This window comes from Brevundimonas sp. SL161 (assembly GCF_049896985.1).
Lineage (GTDB): Bacteria > Pseudomonadota > Alphaproteobacteria > Caulobacterales > Caulobacteraceae > Brevundimonas.
In genome coordinates, this window is the sequence record NZ_JAFCVJ010000025.1 from 1 (window position 1) to 17,566 (window position 17,566).

At 63.8% G+C, this 17,566-nt stretch carries 11 protein-coding genes and 3 pseudogenes; 10 read left to right on the forward strand and 4 right to left on the reverse strand.

From position 1 onward, the window contains the following. Together ACP7AU_RS14360 and ACP7AU_RS14365 are read left to right on the forward strand one after the other, a co-directional pair. Positions 1 to 119: pseudogene (locus ACP7AU_RS14360) on the forward strand (IS5/IS1182 family transposase); the annotation flags it as partial. Between the two features lie 151 nt (positions 120 to 270). Next, positions 271 to 804 carry a tyrosine-type recombinase/integrase gene (locus ACP7AU_RS14365; protein ID WP_426051841.1) on the forward strand — a complete coding sequence of 178 codons (534 nt, stop codon included), beginning with the start codon at positions 271 to 273 and terminating at the stop codon, positions 802 to 804. Between the two features lie 307 nt (positions 805 to 1,111). Here ACP7AU_RS14365 and ACP7AU_RS14370 read toward each other — a convergent pair whose 3' ends face one another. Continuing rightward, the gene (locus ACP7AU_RS14370; RefSeq protein ID WP_426051842.1) at positions 1,112 to 4,210 is read right to left on the reverse strand and encodes a TonB-dependent receptor plug domain-containing protein; all 3,099 of its coding nucleotides are present in this window, start codon (positions 4,208 to 4,210) and stop codon (positions 1,112 to 1,114) included. A 329-nt stretch (positions 4,211 to 4,539) separates the two neighbouring features. Between ACP7AU_RS14370 and ggt the strand changes: the two genes are divergently transcribed. After that, positions 4,540 to 6,291, forward strand: coding sequence for a gamma-glutamyltransferase (gene ggt / locus ACP7AU_RS14375; protein WP_426051843.1), 1,752 nt, complete (start codon positions 4,540 to 4,542; stop codon positions 6,289 to 6,291). Positions 6,292 to 6,562: 271 nt separating this feature from the next. Here ggt and ACP7AU_RS14380 read toward each other — a convergent pair whose 3' ends face one another. The 3 genes from ACP7AU_RS14380 to ACP7AU_RS14390 form a co-directional block, all read right to left on the reverse strand. Next, positions 6,563 to 6,790 carry a DUF6894 family protein gene (locus tag ACP7AU_RS14380; protein ID WP_426051844.1) on the reverse strand — a complete coding sequence of 76 codons (228 nt, stop codon included), beginning with the start codon at positions 6,788 to 6,790 and terminating at the stop codon, positions 6,563 to 6,565. Positions 6,791 to 7,330: 540 nt separating this feature from the next. Further along, positions 7,331 to 9,190, reverse strand: a complete 1,860-nt coding sequence (locus tag ACP7AU_RS14385) for an ATP-binding protein (protein WP_426051845.1) — start codon at positions 9,188 to 9,190, stop codon at positions 7,331 to 7,333. Positions 9,191 to 9,199: 9 nt separating this feature from the next. Beyond that, positions 9,200 to 9,751 carry a heme NO-binding domain-containing protein gene (locus tag ACP7AU_RS14390; protein WP_426051846.1) on the reverse strand — a complete coding sequence of 184 codons (552 nt, stop codon included), beginning with the start codon at positions 9,749 to 9,751 and terminating at the stop codon, positions 9,200 to 9,202. A gap of 445 nt (positions 9,752 to 10,196) precedes the next feature. Between ACP7AU_RS14390 and ACP7AU_RS14395 the strand changes: the two are divergent. The 7 genes and pseudogenes from ACP7AU_RS14395 to ACP7AU_RS14425 all read left to right on the forward strand — a co-directional run. After that, positions 10,197 to 10,355, forward strand: a pseudogene (locus tag ACP7AU_RS14395) (aldehyde dehydrogenase family protein); the annotation flags it as partial. A gap of 137 nt (positions 10,356 to 10,492) precedes the next feature. Beyond that, entirely contained in the window at positions 10,493 to 11,908 is a 1,416-nt protein-coding gene (uxaC, locus tag ACP7AU_RS14400) for a glucuronate isomerase (RefSeq protein WP_426051847.1), read from the forward strand. Between the two features lie 47 nt (positions 11,909 to 11,955). Then, positions 11,956 to 13,389, forward strand: coding sequence for a mannitol dehydrogenase family protein (locus ACP7AU_RS14405; protein ID WP_426051848.1), 1,434 nt, complete (start codon positions 11,956 to 11,958; stop codon positions 13,387 to 13,389). Continuing rightward, positions 13,386 to 14,885: a UxaA family hydrolase gene (locus tag ACP7AU_RS14410; RefSeq protein ID WP_426051849.1), complete on the forward strand. Its 1,500-nt coding sequence runs from the start codon at positions 13,386 to 13,388 to the stop codon at positions 14,883 to 14,885. The genes ACP7AU_RS14405 and ACP7AU_RS14410 overlap by 4 nt, the downstream gene beginning before the upstream one ends. 378 nt (positions 14,886 to 15,263) lie before the next feature. Then, positions 15,264 to 16,715, forward strand: a complete 1,452-nt coding sequence (locus ACP7AU_RS14415) for a glycoside hydrolase family 28 protein (RefSeq protein WP_426051850.1) — start codon at positions 15,264 to 15,266, stop codon at positions 16,713 to 16,715. A gap of 221 nt (positions 16,716 to 16,936) precedes the next feature. After that, a complete protein-coding gene (locus ACP7AU_RS14420; protein WP_426051851.1) occupies positions 16,937 to 17,095 on the forward strand; it encodes a hypothetical protein in 159 nt (52 codons plus the stop codon). Positions 17,096 to 17,164: 69 nt separating this feature from the next. Continuing rightward, a pseudogene (locus ACP7AU_RS14425) lies at positions 17,165 to 17,431 on the forward strand (glycosyl hydrolase family 28 protein); the annotation flags it as partial. Positions 17,432 to 17,566 lie beyond the last annotated feature (135 nt).

Genomic DNA, 17,566 nt, shown 5'->3' on the forward strand with positions numbered 1-17,566 from the left:
AGCTCAAACACAGCCGACGACTGGCTACCCGATACGACAAGACCGCCGACAGCTTCCTCGGCTTCGTCGTCGTCGCATCCATCCGACTGTGGATCAGACACTTTGTCCACACCACCTAGTGCGGGTCTGCTGCGCGGATATATCGAAAGCGTGCTCAACATCGCGAAAGTCAGCGGCCATCGATCTGGGGACAATCCTGCCGCATGGTCTGGGCACCTCGAACACATCCTGCCAGCTCGCCAACGTCTCAGCAGAGGTCACCATGCGGCGATGGACTTTGTCGAAGTGCCGTCGTTCCTGGCCCAGCTCAACGATAACCGTTCCACGGCAGCGAGAGCCTTGGAGTTCACGATCCTAAACGCTGCGAGAACAAGCGAGACGCTGAAGGCAGACTGGACCGAAATCGATCTTGAAAAGGCGCTCTGGACTATCCCAGCCATCAGAATGAAGGCGGCCAAAGAGCATAGGGTGCCGTTGTCCAAACCAGCGTTGGCCCTTCTCGCACAACTACCGTCCCGACGCGGTCCGGTCTTTCCAGGCATGAAGTTCGGCAAGCCTCTGTCCAACATGGCGATGGACATGATTCTAAGACGCATGGGGATCGAGGTAACGGTCCACGGATTCAGGAGCAGCTTTCGGGATTGGGCCGGCGAGATGACCAATACGCCTCGAGAAGTCGCCGAAGCTGCGCTCGCTCACACTGTCGGAAACTCAGCCGAGTTGGCCTATCGACGCGGCGATGCGCTCGCAAAGCGGCGCATCCTCATGGAGGATTGGGGGACGTACTGTGGAGTGACCGTCTGAGTTTCTAGAGATGTTCGTGTTGGTTGGGCCTCTTCATCGAGAGCCAGCTCAGAGTCTGTTCTGCGCCAAGAACGGTCATTGGCGCGCAGCCGAAAAGCAGACCTTGCGAAGGACCGGGTTGAGTTTGAAGCGACCAACGACCTGCGTCCGACCGGTTAGCGGACACCATCAGGGCCCGCGGACATCGGTGCCGCGCCAACAGGCCGGACAGATGACCGCACCCCGACAGATCTCAACATCAAACTTGATTCACCCTTGCAGCGCAGGGGCCATCCACAGATGACAGCGCTGATCCTTTCGCTCCGCCCTAGAAGGACTTCCGCAGGTTCACATACCAGTAGCGGCTGTAGGGGGTGTAGACGGTGCCCAGATAGCCGTCCGACGCCAGCGGGGGCTGCTCGTCGGTCAGGTTGCGCACGCCGACGCGAACCGCAGTGCCGTCCATCGCACCGCCCTGGTCGAACTCGTACTGGCCGTACAGATTGCCGGTGATCAGGGAGTCGATGACCCAGATCTGGTTCGAGGGGTCGAGCAGGAAGTCCTGTTCGACGCTGCCGGTATAGGAGGTGAAGGCCCCGACGGTGATGTTTTCGTAGCTCCATGTCGCCGACAGCGACCACTTCCATGCCGGGCGGCTGTTGTTGCGGATCAGGTCGCCAGCGCTGCCAGCGAATGAAATCAGCGGATCGAGCTGTCCCTCGGCCTTGGCGTCGATAAGCCCCTGGATGCCTGGCGATGGCTCCAGATAGAAGGTGAGCAGGTGCGAGACATTCAGATTGACGTTGAAGTCCCCCAAGCGCGTGCCGTGAAGGTTCCACATGGCGCCGAAGTCGAAGCCCTCGGCCGTCTGGGGTTGCAGGTTGTCGTACAGGTCCTTGACGTAAAGGATCTCGCCCGCCGGCGTCAGGCCCGTTCCGGCGAAGATCCTGATGTCATCGGCTGTAGGGGCGGCACGAACGACATTGGTGTTGGTCAGGCTCTGCTTGCGCAACAAATAATCCAACGTCAGCGCATTCTGGCCGCGGAAGACGCCGACCAGCCCGGTCTGTTCGACCCGCCACCAGTCCGCCGTGAAGGTGAAGTCTCCGATGCCTGCCGGTGAAAAATCGGGCTGGATCACCGTGCCGAAAGACAGGGTTTCGGATTCCTCCGGCTTCAGGTTCGGGTTGCCCGCGCGCTGTTCCGCCACCAGGCGGCGCACCCGGACGGTGTTGATCGAGGCGGTGTCGGCAAAGCCTGGAACCAGGGTGGGCGACGCGCCGCATCCCGCAAACGAGGCCATGGCCCCGCGACGGATCAAGGCTTCGCAATAGACCCAGTCGGTGCTGGAGTTGGAACGCGTTACGATCGTGGCGTTGATCTGCTCAAGGTTGGGTGCCCGGAATCCCTGGGCCCAGGAGCCCCGGAGGCGGATGCCGTCGACCATGTCCCAGGCCACGGCGACCTTGGGCTTGGCGATGTCGCCGAAGTCCGAATAGCGCTCGAAGCGACCGGCGATCTGGGCTTCCAGGCGATACACCAGGGGAATGTTCATTTCGGGCGAGACGATTGGCACGGCGAACTCGGCATAGGCCGAATACACATCGCGTTCGCCCGTGGTGTCCGGGCTCAGCGAAGAGTTTACGAGGTCGCTGTAAACGGAACCAGACGGGTCCGTGTAGGTGATCGTGCCGTCGATACGCTGGTCGCGGTCGTCCAGTTGGGTTTCACGACGGGCCTCGACGCCGGCGGCAAAGCCAAGATCGCCACCGGGCAGCCGGAACAGGTCCGGGCGCGACACCTTGAAGTCCCCGAGGGCCAGGGTGGTCTCGGAATATCGGCGCATCTTGACGCGGATGGCGTTGAGGGCCGCGGTGCTGCTGGGGGTTCCGTCGCCGAAGCTGAAGTTGTTCAGGTCGCCGCCGTTGAACGGATTGTAGGCATCGGCCGTTGACAGGGCGAGCTGCCTCTGGAGGGCGGTGTTGGAGACGTTGTCACTGATGTCTTCGGCGCTCGCTTCCGAATAGACGAGGGCGCTTTCCCAGTTCCATCCTTTCCAGTCTCCGCGCAGCCCGCCGAACAGTCGGTACTGGTCGTTGGTGACGTTGACCTCGATCGGACCGATGTCCTCGAAGCGATAGCCGCTGAGCAGAAGATCGACGCCCGCCGCAGGCGCCGTGATTCCGGTCAGCCGGTTCGGGTTCACGACCCCGTTGATCAGCGTGGCGCCGAAGGGATTGTAGAAGTTGGTCCTGGGGATCGTGACCACGACCGACGACAAGGTGCTGATAGGCGCCTGGAAGGCCGTGGTTTCGGCATGGTAGTAGCCAAATTCGCCGAACGCCTCGACGTTGTCGCTGACGTTGTACCTCCCGGTGAGGAAGGCGTTCAGACGCTTGACTTCGGGCACCACGGTAATGCCTTGGGCGGCGGCGTTGCTGAAGAGCCGCGGATCGATAACCGTGCCGGACCTCACGCAGATGCCGTCGGCGGCCGGGGCGGAACACCCCGTGAAGCTGGCGGGTTGCCTGGAGAAGGCGGTCAGGTTGGAAGTGGCGCCGGCCAGACGGACCGTTGCACCGGTCGGCCGGAACAGGCCCCAGGCGGTCAACGACGAGCGGCCGTTCAGCGTGGCGGCGTTCTCGAAACCGGTGCCGGCGAAGAGCGCGCGCCTGTCCAGGGAGGCGGTGTAGTCCTGGTCGGTCGTCTTGAGTTCAGACCGGTCATCGTAGTTCACGAAGAGCGAGATGTTGCCCTGTCCGTCGGCAATGTCGCGGCCGCCGTAAAGGCTCAGATTGGTTTCAGACAGACCGGTGCCCTCGGCTGCGCCATACTGGGCGGAGACCGTCAGGCCGTTCATGTCGTCCCGCAGCACGGTGTTGATCACCCCGGCCACCGCGTCCGCGCCATAGATGGCGGCGGCGCCGTCACGGAGAACCTCCAGGCGCCTGAGGCCGCTGACTGGTATGGCGTTGGTGTTGTAGGTCAGGACCGGAACGAGCTGCTCATTGGCCTGGGAGGTCGGGTGACCAACCACGCGCCGGCCGTTCAGCAGGACGAGCGTATTCCCGATTCCGAGGTTGCGAAGATTGACCGAGCCTGTGTCACCGCGCGCCGAGTTCGAGCTGGCGGGCAGGAATGAGGAGTTGAAGGTGACATCGCCCATCTGGGGAATTGATCGGAGCAGGTCGTCGCCCGAGGTCGCGGCCGTGGCCAGGATCTGTTCTTCGGACACGACCGTGACCGGAAGAGCCGCCGTAACCCTGGCACCGCGAATCTGCGATCCCACGACAATGACCTCCTCGACCTCCGTTGCCTGTTCCGGAGCCTCCTGGGCGAGTACCGGCGCCGCCGAGCCCGCCATTATGATGGCGGTCGTCGCCAGCATGAACGACCGGGTCGAGCGACGAGACAAGGACAGGCGCATGAACTTAAATCCTGAGGCTTGAAATGGCCGCCCCGATTTCCCTCCGGGCGGCCATCATAAAATCCGGGCGGTCGCCCGTCCTGGAACACGACCACCGAGTGACGTCGCGTCTCCGAGACGAGGACTAGAAGCCGCCACATTCAGCACGTCAATGGTGGAGGTTGAAAATTGTCGGCGTTTAAAAAGATCTCGCTGTCACAGGCGCGCTATGCCCCGCGAGCAGCATTTTTTGCCGAGATCTGGCGTCCCTGCGCGAAAATGAGGTGGCTTTCAAAATCTAGCTGATCAATCCTCAGCCCGTTTTTCGAACAATTGTGGCAGGAATCATTATGTCGAGCGGACGATCGAGGCTGCTGATCCTGGCCGCTGCGGCCATGGTATTCTCTGGACACGTCCTCGCTCAGGAGGTTGCGGCACCGGTTCGTCCCGGAGCGGGTAGCGGCGGCGATGTCGTCAGCTACGGCCAGATCCACAGCCCCACGATCGGTCGCGGCGGCATGGTGGTCAGCCAGAGTGTTCTGGCCACCCGGGTCGGCGTCGAAATCCTGAGGCGCGGCGGCAATGCGGTGGATGCGGCCGTGGCCGTGGGGTTCGCGGAAGCTGTTGCCCTGCCGCGTGCGGGAAACATCGGCGGCGGCGGCTATATGCTTATCCATATGGCGGCGACGGACGAACGTCCCGCGGCAGACCTTGCGATCAACTACTATGGCGTGGCGCCGCAGGCGACGACGCCGGATCTGCTGCTGGACGACAACGGCAGGTTTGATCGCAGCGCGCCGTCAGGGTTCCGCAATGTTTCCGTTCCCGGCACGGTTATGGGGATGTGGGAAGCGCATAGGCGGTTCGGCAGACTGTCCTGGGCCGAAGTTCTGGCGCCGTCGGTCGAGATGGCGGAGGGGGGAGTTGTCCTGTCCGATGGGGAGGCCGCCGCGACGGCGGGACGGGCCTCGGTTCTGGCGCGGGATCCCGGCGCCCGCGAAGCCTACCTCAAGGCCGATGGCACGCCCTACCAGGCTGGAGAGTTGTTCCGTCAGCCGCAACTGGCCTGGAGCCTTCGCCAGGTTCAGGCAAACGGACGAGACGGCTTCTACCGGGGGGAACTCGCCCATCGCATCATTCAGGGTGTTCGCGCGGGCGGCGGGATCATGACGGAGCAGGATCTGGCAGATTTCCGCGTGGTGGTGTCGGAGCCGATCTGGTCGACCTATCGGGATCACCGGATCGCGTTCATGCCGCCGACGGCGTCGGGGGTCAGCGTGGCCGAAACGCTGAACCTGCTTGAGCATTTCCCGATGCGCGAGCTTCGCTGGGGCAGTGTGGACAGCCTGCATCTGATTTCCGAAGCGATGAAGATCAGCTCGTCCGACCGGCGACTGATCGGCGGCGAGCCGCAATGGACCACTCCGGCGCAAGGCCTGGCCAGCAAGGCCTTCGCGGCAGAACGGGTGAAGCTCATCTCGATGGACAGTTCGCTCTCTGCCGACGCCATCCCGGAGGGAAATCCCTATGCCTACGAAAGCCAGGACACGACCCACTATTCGATCGCCGATGCGCACGGCAACGTGGTCAGCAATACCTTCACCCTGTCGAACTCTTATGGCGCGCATGTCGCCGCGCCCGGGACGGGCATCCTGCTGAACAACTCGCTGGACAATTTCGCCTGGGGCAGCGCGGACGAGAACACCATCGCCAACAGACCCGCTCCGGGCAAGCGGCTGGGATCAACCATCACGCCCATGATCGTGTTCGACGATGAAAAGCCTTGGCTGGTCACAGGGACGCCGGGTGGCAGCTACATCATCGCGACGATGGTGCAACTGGTCGTCAACGTCATAGATCATCAACTGAATATCGCTGAGGCAGCCATGCGTCCGCGGCTGAACCAGGGCGGAGGCGACAGCCCACTGGAACTGGAAGGCGGATTCTCGCCGGACATCGAGCCTTTGCTGGAGGCGCGGGGGCATGAGATTCGACCCTCAATGACCATGGGCAGTACCCAGTCGATCATGATCAAAGGCGACCGGTTCTTCGGCGCCGCCGACACGCGCAGGCCGGACGCGCTGGCTCTGGGAGTTCGGTGAGGGACTGCGCCGCCTTGGCACTCGCGGCGCCGTTTCATGGAATGGGGCCTAAAGGCAAAGAGGGGATTGCGGGATGACCGGGTCTGGCACTGAGCCGCCCCCGGTCCCGTTCCAGGCGCATGTCCGCTGTCCACACCATGCGGCGGTTCCGGAGATCTGCTTCCGGGACATGGCGGTGAGTGTCCGGTTTCGAGCCTGATGCCAATGTCGCAATCCGACCCAAAGCGGTTGTCGGGAACGTCCGCTCCCGGTAGCGACCTGCGGGCCCCGCTCAGGCCGTGTCTGCCAATACCGCGAGCCAGCCGATGACCAGTTTAGTTTCGTCGCGGATCACGATCTTAAACTGTTCGCCCGCCCATATGCGCGCGACTCGAACTAGGGATAGTTCAGAAGCGATTTCTGCGGCCATAACTTTGGCAGCTTGATCGTCGGCGAGGATTTCACCTTTGTCATCAATGACGTGTTCGCGGTCTAGCGTATCGAAGTAATATCGGGGCATTTTCCAACAATCGTCGAAGCTGAAAACTGTTCCTAAGTCTGCCGCCCGACATAAGCTCCTGAATGGCGTTGACGCGTTCGCGGACCGCATTATGGGCAGTCATCGCGACGGCGTTGGCAGGGTCAGGAATGTCGGCTATTGGGCGACGTGTATAAGACCGCTGCCTAGCCGAAACAGTCAATCACGGATCAGATCAACCCAGGACTCTCGTTATGGCCGGATGAGAAACGGGGGTCAGGTCATCTCCATTCCTCTCGCGGCGACCGTGCTCTTCTGGCTATGAAGTCCTGAGCTCAAATCTTGATGTCAAGAACATAAGATCGGTATGGCAACGCCTGAAATGCCTTCGTCTTTTCCAATAGGTCGGCCAACCCACTGTTGTCGCGCAACACCGCCCTCAGCTCCGAAAGCCGGGCTGTGTCGGCTGCTAATATATCTGGACGAGATGCAACGGGTTACATTGGCGCTATGCTTTCAAATGACACTGTATTTCGAATGTATTTGTGACGTCCCTGATGACGACTGCTCCAGAAAGGCTCGTTAGGCGGAGGTGGTCCACACACTCACGTCCAACGGCTCAATCCGGGCGGCGGCAGCGCCAAGCACGGCGAACAGTTCGGCCACGTCGATGGGCTTTTTCAGAACGCCATCAACTCCGGCCGCGTGATAGCGGTGGACATCTGCCTCAAAGACGTTCGCGGTCAGCATGAAGATCGGCATCACACCGGCGTAACCGGTCAACGCTCGTATGCCGCGGACGGCGGTGACGCCGTCCATGCGCGGCATGTTGGCATCCATCAGGATGATGTCGAAGACGCCAGCGGAGATGGCCTTGACGGCCTCCTCACCGTCTTCGACCAAGCTCAGCTCGACGTCTAGGGGGTCGAGCAGCACCCGCAGAACGTGCCGGTTGGCGGCGTTGTCTTCAGCCGCCAGGATGCGCAGCGGACGGTGGGACTGGGTGGCCGGGGGTTCTTTCGGGATAGGCCCAGACACCATGCTGCCGACGTCAGCGGGGAATTCAAACCAGAATCTGCTACCGCCAGCTGTGGTGGGGTCATGTCCGATGGTCCCGTTAAGGCTGGCGATATTGCCGGCGCAGATGGCCAAGCCCAGCCCCGCGCCCCCGGCTTGGCGGCCTGCATCCGTCTGCTCGAACGCCTGGAATATCCTGGCGCGGTCTGCGGGGACGATGCCCGGTCCTTGATCGATGACCTCGACAGAGACCATATACCGCCCTTCCTTTCGCCGAGCGCCCACTGCCAGGACAACCTGACTATCGGGCGGCGAGAACTTTAGGGCGTTGGACAACAGGTTGATCATCGTCTGCTCGACCTTCCCCAGGTCAGAGACGATGCAGCAATCGTCGGGCAGCGCGCCGAGTGCGGTGACCAGCTCGACGCCGAGTTCCTGGGCTCGCGGCCTCCAGACCCGCGCGGTCGCCTCGATCGTGCGGCGCAAATCGAAGACCTCGACCTGAGGAGACATCTTGCCCGCCTCGATCTGGGCTAGGTGCAGGACCGCGTTGAGAAGCCGCATAAGCATTCCGCCGGACTCCAGCACGCCGTTGACCAGGGTCTGCTGGTGGGGACTGAGCGGCGTACGAGCCAAGCCTTCCGTCAAGCCGAGGACGGCGTTCAAGGGTGTGCGAACCTCATGGCTGGTCACCGCGAGAAAGACAGACTTGGCCCGGTTAGCCGCCTCGGCGACGACGCGCTGGGCCTGCGCCTCCCTGCCAGAGCGCACCAGCTTGGCGTTGCGGACCTTGGCCTCCGCCTCGGCGCGGTCGCGTTCGATCACTCTTCCGAGTTGGGCGCCGATCTGCGTCATGATCCGAAGCATGGATTCGTCAGGCTTCTCGACCTTGTAGGAACAGAACTCCAAAACGACGGCGACCTCCTCTCCGACCAGGACCGGGAAGCCGAAGGCTGCACGTAATCCGCAGCGCTTGGCGGCTTCGGCCCGCAGGAAGGTCGCTTCGACGGTCGCGTCGGTGACCCAAATGGGCGCCTTGTCCGCCATGACCCGGCCGGGAAGCCCCACGCCAGCGGGAAAGGTGCTTCTTTCCGAGATTTCGCAGAACTCGGGCTCGTCAAGCGCCCACCAGAGCTTCTCCGACGCCATCACGGCGCCGCGCCCCCTCCCCCGCCGGACATAGGCATGACCGACTGGCCAACCGGTGAAGCGACAGACCTGTTCGAGGGTGATCTTCAGAGCTTCGGCGGGACTCTGGCAGAGGTTGCAGGCTGCTGCGATGGTTTCCAGCAGCTGCAGCCGCTCAGCATGGACGAAGAGCTCTCTCGTGCTTATCTCGGCGATTGCTTCAGCGGCCAAGCGAGTGGCGTGCTCTCGCTGCAGGCGCCGCTCCAAGCGGTCAAGAAGGTCGCTACGGTCTTGCATGATATGACCTCATGCGACCGCCAGTTGCGGCCATCGGATATGGAAGACACAGGCCGCATCGCCCTTGTCGATGCATTGGGCATGCTGGAACTCGATGTTCTCGCCGTAGTAACTGCCGGCCCCTTCAGTGAAGCCTTGCGCCAACGCGCAGAGCCGCCGGGGCGATCGGTAGTCCATCCTCAGGCTGCCGTCCGGCTGCTCGCTGAACGGGAAGTAGGGGCATTGTGTGCCTGCATAGAGCTTGCGGACCTCGACGTGGATTATGTCGTTAACACTGAGGATGAAGGAGCGGGCCGAGGCATGCCCCTGGAAGAAGCCTGGATAGCGTTGGGCCAGGAGCGGCATAGCCTGCTGACCGAACCAGCGCAGCACCGCCGCTGGTGGCAGCCCGAGCATTTCCGATGTGGCGCCGACCAGGGCGGTCATCTCGCCGTCGGAATAGCTGCCAACTGAGGTATAGACGCCATCGACGCCAGCGGCGTCGATAAGTTCGTCCCAAACGTCTTCGCCGTGGCCCTGGGTGACGACCTCCTGCAAGAGGTTAAAGACAATTCCCATCATATCCCCCTCCAATTCTAATTCATTAGAAGCATCAGTATCGAGTTAGGAATCAATTCTTCTACGCGGTCTTTTACTGTTAATCGGCACCTATGAGGGGCTCAATAAGGTGATCGCGTCCCTGATTTGATCAAATACCGTGATCGACATCTCTGAGTTATATTCATCATTGTATTCGTTGTTCATTCTCGGAATCGATCTTTTCAATCGGCGGCATCCAGCTGACATGTGAGGCCCCGCAAGGCGCTGTCAGGGAAACTTTTGAAGGCTGTACTTGGTGTGCATCCCCCGTTGGGCAACGATCAAAAAGCCGAGCAAATTCTGCGACAGGCTCATCCTCTGCCAGCCTGCTGAACTCGCCCCCTTAGTGCGAAATTCAACCAATGGCACCAATTGTGGTTTTAACCTGACAGTGCCAGCGCAGGGGCCATCCACAGATGACAGCACCCGCGCCGGGATGACGATGGTCAACCTGCCGACCGCCGGGGTGGACTATCACGCGCCCTTCGGCGGCACGAAGAGCTCCAGCTACGGCTCTCGGGAGCAGGGCTTCGCCGCGGTCGAGTTCTTTACCCAGATCAAGACCGCCTACACGGCGGCGGGTTAAGCGATGACGGATTTCAGTCGCCCGACAAGCCCGCGAGCGACAGGCCTGTGGCGTGTCGTGGTAACCGGTGTCTTCTCGGCTCGATCGGCGATATCAGGAGGACCTTGCCCGTTCTTTATCCTCTGCGAGACCCCGTCGTGATCAAACCGCTCCACCTTCACCCCGACCGGCTGTTTCCCTCCGATGCGGACACGCGCGCGATCGCGCGGCGGCTGCATGCCGAGATCCGCGACCTGCCGATCATCAGCCCGCACGGCCATACGGACCCATCGTGGTTCGCCGGTGATGCGCCGTTCGCCAACCCGGCCGAGCTCCTGATCACCCCGGACCACTATGTCTTTCGCATGCTCTTCAGTCAGGGCGTGGCGATGGAGGATCTGGGCGTGCCGCGCGTCGACGGCGGGCCGGTGGAGACCGATCCGCGCACGATCTGGCGTCGCTTCGCCGAACGCTACCACCTGTTTCACGGCACCCCGTCCCGCATCTGGCACGACTGGGTCTATGCTGAGGTTTTCGGCATCGACGTGCGGCTCGGCGCGGAAACCGCAGACCACTATTACGACGTCATCGACGAGGCGCTGAAGACGGACCCGTTCCGTCCACGCGCGCTGTTCGATCGTCACGACATCGAGGTTCTGACCACCACCGAGAGCCCGATCGACACCCTCGAGCACCATCAGGCGATCCGAACCTCCGGATGGAAGGGGCGGGTGCTGACCGCGTTCCGGCCAGACCCGGTGCTCGATCCGGACTACGAGGGCTTTCATGCCAACTTGGCGATCCTGGCCGAACTGACCGGGCGAGACACCTTGAGCTGGTTGGGTTACCTCGACGCGCTGCGCGCCCGGCGGGCGGTATTCGCCGCGATGGGCGCCACCTCGACCGACCACGGCCACCCGACAGCGTTCACTGCAGATCTGCCCGCCGTCGAGGCAGAGGCCCTGTTCAAACGTGTCTCGACCGGTCCGGTGACCGCGAGCGACGCAGAGCTGTTCCGAGGCCAGATGCTGACCGAGATGGCGGCGATGAGCGTGGACGACGGCCTGGTCATGCAGCTGCACCCCGGCAGTTTCCGGAACCACAACGCCGCCGTGTTCAGACAGTTCGGGCGCGACAAAGGGGCGGACGTCCCCACGCGCACCGACTACGTCCGCTCGCTGAAGCCCCTGCTCGACCGCTTCGGGTCCGACCCTCGCCTGTCGCTGATCGTCTTCACGCTGGACGAGACGACCTACAGCCGCGAGCTGGCGCCGTTGGCCGGTCACTATCCCGCGCTGAAACTGGGACCCAGCTGGTGGTTCCACGACAGCCCGGAGGGCATGCGCCGGTTCCGCGAACAGGTCACCGAAACTGCGGGCTTCTTCAACACCGTCGGGTTCAACGACGACACCCGCGCCTTCCTGTCGATTCCCGCCCGGCACGACGTGGCGCGGCGGATGGACTGCGGGTTCCTGGCCAGGCTGGTGGTCGAGCACCGGCTGGAGGAGGATGAGGCCCACGATCTGGCGCGGGCCTTGACCTACGATCTCGTGAAAGCGACCTACAAGCTATGAACGGGACGCGGCTCGCTTCGATAGCGCTGGCGGCGCTGCCTCCACACGTGGCGAAGCCGGATTATGACCGAAGCCGGGTCCGCATCGGCGTGGTCCACCTGGGCATCGGCGCGTTTCACAGGGCGCATCAGGCAATCGTTTTCGATGACGCTCTGAACGCCGGAGACCTGCGCTGGGGTGTGCTCGGCGCCTCGCTGCGATCGCCGGACGTGCGCGATCAGCTGGCACCGCAGGACGGGCTCTATACCATGGTGATCGAGGACGGCGGGCAGAGGTCGCTGCGCATCGTCGGTGCCGTCCAGGAGGTGCGGGTCGCGCTCCGCGATCCCGCTTCGCTCGTGGAGGCGATGGCGTCGCCCGAGGTTCACATCGTCACCCTGACGGTGACGGAGAAGGGCTATTGTCTGGATCCGGCGTCCGGAAAGCTGAAGCTCGACGACCCCGGGATTTCGGCGGATCTGGCGGACCTGTCGGCTCCCGTCACCGCGCCCGGCTTCGTGACCGCAGCGCTTCGGCTGCGACGCAACCGGGGCCTTTCACCCTTCACCGTGATCTCGTGCGACAACCTTCCGCACAACGGCGCGCGCATCCGCTCGGCCGTGCTCGAGATGGCGGCGCGGATCGATCCGCGCCTGCACGACTGGATCGCGGCCGAGGGGGCCTTTCCTCAGACCATGATCGACCGGATCGTGCCGGCCACGACGCCCGCCGACATCGAGATCTTAAGCACCGAACTGGGTTTCGTCGACCTCGGCATGGTCAAGACCGAGCCCTTCACCCAATGGATCATCGAGGATCGGTTCGCCGGCGAGCGGCCCGACTTCGCCCGTTTCAAGGTCCGGCTGACGGAGGCGGTCGGTCCCTGGGAAGACGCCAAGCTGCGTCTGCTAAACGGAGCGCATTCGACTCTCGCCTACCTCGGAGCCCTGGCGGGGTTGGAATACGTTCACCAGACCGTCGCCGTGCCCGTTCTGAAGGCCTTCGTCGACCGCCTGTGGGACGAGGCCGAAGCCACGCTCGATCCGCCGCCGGGCCTCGACATCGCGGCCTATCGCGCAGAGCTCATGGCGCGGTTCTCGAACGCGGCCCTGCGTCACCGGACCCGTCAGATCGCCATGGACGGCTCCCAGAAGCTGCCGCAACGACTTCTGGCGACAGCTTCGGCGCGCCTGTCGGCCGGTCTTCCCATCCCGGCCCTCGCCCTGGGCATCGCCGCCTGGATCCGCTGGCAGGAGGGTCGCACGGAAGCCGGTGAAGTCGTGGTGGTCGAGGATCCTCTGGCGAGTGAGACGGCACGCCGACTGACCGCCGCGACCGACGACAGGGCCAGGGTGGCCGCCCTGCTGGACTTGCAGACGGTGTTCCAGCCCGCCCTCTCCGCCGACCCGGTATTCCGCGAGGCTGTCATGGAGGCGTTTGTGGACCTCCGTCGTCTGGGGGCGGTCGGCGCGGCGGCCCTGCGGCTGGATCGGGCGGCATGACCCGCGCCCTGACGCTCAACCCGTCCGATGACGTGGCGATCGCGCTGGAGCAGCTGGAGCCGGGCGTGACCGTCGCCGGCCTCGGGTTGACAGCCGTCGAGCCCGTACCCGCCGGTCACAAGATCGCCCGACATGCCATCGCCCCTGGCCAGGTGGTCCGCCGGTACGGTCAAGTCATCGGCGAGGCGATCACCGACATCGCCGCCGGTGCCCACGTCCACACCCACAACCTGGCCATGAGCCACGCTCGCGCAAGCCCGGAAGTCGGCACTGATGCGCGCGCCCCGGCAACCCTCTCCGGGGCGACCTTCGAAGGTTTTCTTCGCCCTGACGGGGGCATCGGCACCCGCAACTACATCGGCGTCCTGACCAGCGTGAACTGTTCGGCGAGCGTCGCGCGCCGGATCGCCGACGCGTTCCCCGTGGCGGCTCTGCCCGCCGGAGTTGATGGAGTGGTGGCCTTCACGCATCAGGGCGGCTGCGGCGGCTCTTCCCTGAGTACGGACACCGTCGTCCTGCAACGCACCCTGGCAGGCTATGCCCGTCATCCGAACTTCACGGCGATCCTGATGGTCGGTCTGGGTTGTGAGGCCAATCAGATCCCTGATTGGCTGGCCAGGGAAGGTCTGCAACCCGGTCCCCGTCTGCGCACCCTGACCATCCAGGAAGCCGGGGGCACCAGCCGGGCCATCGAGGCGGGCATCGATCTCGTTCGTGGGATGGTCACCGAGGCCGCGACGGCGCTCCGTCAGACCGTGTCCGCAGCTGGGCTGACCGTAGGACTCCAGTGCGGCGGCTCGGACGGCTGGTCGGGTGTCACAGCCAATCCAGCCCTCGGCGCGGCCGTCGATATCCTGGTCGCGCACGGCGGTCGGGCGATCTTGTCCGAGACCCCGGAGATTTGGGGGGCAGAACACCTGCTGCTGCGCCGGTCGACCTCTCCGCAGGTCGCCGAGCAGTTGCTGGCCCGGCTGGCCTGGTGGCGCGGCTATGCCGACAGGCACGGGATGGAGCTAAACAACAATCCCTCACCCGGCAATCTCTCGGGCGGCCTGACCACTATTCTTGAAAAATCGCTGGGCGCGGTCGCCAAGTCCGGCACCTCTGCGTTGAATGCGGTCATCGGATACGCGCAGCCGGTGACGGCATCGGGACTAACCTTCATGGACAGCCCGGGCTACGATCCCTGCTCGGCGACGGGCCAGATTGCATCAGGGGCCAATCTGCTGGCCTTCACGACCGGACGAGGATCCGTCTTTGGAGCGAAGCCGGCACCGTCGATCAAGCTGGCTTCCAACGCCCACGTCGCGGCCTGGATGGATGAGGACATGGACATAGACACCTCGCCAATTCTGGACGGCGTGTCCGTTCACGGCATGGGCGAGATCATCTTCGCCCGCATGCTCGCCGTCGCGTCGGGCTCTCCATCGAAATCCGAGGCCCTCGGCATCGGCGACAACGAATTCGAGCCCTGGCAGGTCGGGGGATATCTGTAGTCGCGTCTATCTCCGTCGGTGGCATTATCACCGCGGTTGGCTCTTTTGCCGAGCTGAAAGCGGACGTTCCGAACGTCTCAGATGAGTCAGGAGCGGCCAATGACCTCCGTCCGACCGGTCAGTGCGTTTGCGTCGATCTACACTATGGGCCCTGTGGCCCGATCGCGCCTCAAGGCGCCTCGGTCCCGCGTTGGTTCGCGTCTAAGCGCATTCTCTGAAATCGGCCTGAGTTCTTTGCCTCTACCGCTCCTTGACAACTTTTCGATACCGTCTCGGCATCGCCCTATTCCTTCTCGGCTCTATTCCCGGATGATAACTATCCGGCTCGAAGCGGGCGCCCCTCGAAAGCAGCCCGCCGCGCGGAAGGGAAACGCAAGAATGACCTACGCCCTCGCCCGTCCCCAGCGTCGCGACCTTGCGAGACTGGGGATCGGCGCTCTGGCACTGACGACGCCGGGCGTCATGGCAAGTTCGGCACAGGCAGCCGAGACTGACCCATGGGATATGGTTCGCGCCATCCGCGCCCGAATTCGCCCGCCCGTCTTCCCGCGGGAAAACCGCTTCACCCCGGACCAGTTCGGCGGTCGTCCTGATTATGGCACGGACGCGACCGACGCCTTTCGGCGGGCCATCGCAGCCGCGTCGCGCGCTCCGGGCGGCGGACGGGTAGTGGTCGAGGGCGGGGTCTGGCTGACCGGGCCGATCCACCTGCTGTCCAATGTCGAACTGCATGTGTCACGCGAGTCGACGATCCGCTTCTCGCGCGATCCTGCCGCCTGTTTCCCGCCGGTCCTTACCCGGATGGAGGGCAACGAGCTCATGGGGCCGTCCCCCTACATCTACGCCTACGGTCAGGAGAACATCGCCATCACCGGCCATGGCGTACTGGATGGTCAGGCCAGCATGGATACCTGGTGGCGGCACAAGGCCGGCGCAGACGACCCCAACAGCGACGACCAGCGTCTGCGTCGCATGGCCGAGGACAACGTGCCGGTCGCCGAGCGCATCTTCGGCCCGGGCAGCACTATTCGGCCCCAGTTCATCCAGCCGTATCGCTGTCGCAACGTGCTGATCTCGGACTTGACCATCATTCGTTCTCCCATGTGGGAGATCCATCCGGTCGAGTGCGAGAACGTGACCATCCGTAGGCTGACGATCTCATCTCACGGCCCGAACAACGACGGCTGCGATCCGGAATCCTGCCGCGACGTACTGATCGAGGGCTGCGTCTTCGACACTGGCGATGACTGCATCGCGGTAAAATCGGGCCGCAACGCCGACGGGCGGCGCCTGAACATCCCGACCGAGAATGTGATCATCTCGGGCTGCACAATGGTCGATGGGCATGGCGGCATGACGCTCGGCAGCGAGATCAGCGGCGGGGTCCGAAACGTCTTCGTCGAGAACTGCCGCATGGACAGCCCGGAGCTGGCCACCGCCATCCGGTTCAAGAACAACGCCATGCGCGGCGGCACGCTGACGAATATCAACATCCGCGACATTACGGTCGGACAAGTCGCCCACGCAGCGATCACCATCGACTACAACTACGCCGAGGGCGCGAACGGCAGCTTCATCCCCGTATTCGACGGCCTGACCATCGAGCGGATGACCGTCGGCCGGTGCGAGCGTGTGCTGGACCTGCAGGGTTTCGCCAACGCGCCGATCCGCAACATCACCCTGCGCGACTGCGACTTCACCCGGGCGGCTGAGCCCGACATCATCGCCCACGTCGAGGGCATCACCTACGAACGTGTGCGCCGCAATCAGCAGGCCGTGACCGCGCCGACGCCGGGCGCAGCGGTACGGCCCGCGAACCGGCACGGATGAGCCGGGGCAACCCATGACCTTCCGTTCGCTCGCCGCCCTCGCCGCCGGTCTCGTGGTCTTCGCCACAAACGGCGCCTCGAGCCAGACCCTCCCGCCCCGACGCTAACTACCGCCCTCCGCAACGATCCACGCGAGCTCGGAGCGCAGGTCGGCGGCGTCACCAAAGATACCCACGCGGTCCAAGAGGCGCTCGACCGCTGCGCCGCCCCCGGTGGCGGAGAGTGGTCATCGCCGGCGAGACCTGCCTGCTCGGCTGTATCCGCATCGGCTCGAACACTACCCTGCGAATCGAGACGGACGGCATCCTTCAGCGGACGCCCGACCGCGCCGACTCTCCCGTCGTCCAGGTGCGGTGGAAGGGTCGCTGGATCCCCGGCTAAATCGGCCTCGTCTGGGCCCAGGGCGCGCGCGAGATCGCCCTGACCGGCTCCGGCCTGATCCGCGCCTCGATGGACATCGCCGGCCGAGTCGAGGAGGCGACGGGCCTGCGCAATCCGACGCTTCTGGAATTCGTCAACGGCCAGAGCCTGAGCGTCACGGACGTCCGCATCGAGCAAAACGGCATGTGGCCAATCCATCCGGTCTATTGCGACGACGTCCTGTTCCGGGACGTCTCGGTGAAGGGCGGCACCGAGGGCAGCGACGTCGATTCCTGCCGTCGCGTCGCCATCGACCGCTGTGACTTCGACACCGTCGACGACTGTATCTCGCTGAAGTCCGGGCGGGGCCTGGAGGGCAATATAATCGCCCGGCCGACCGAGGATTTAACCATCCCCGACTGCGTCTTCCGCGACCAGCGCTGGGCCTGTATCGAAATCGGGGCCGAGACCTCGGGCGGCATCCGTCGGGTC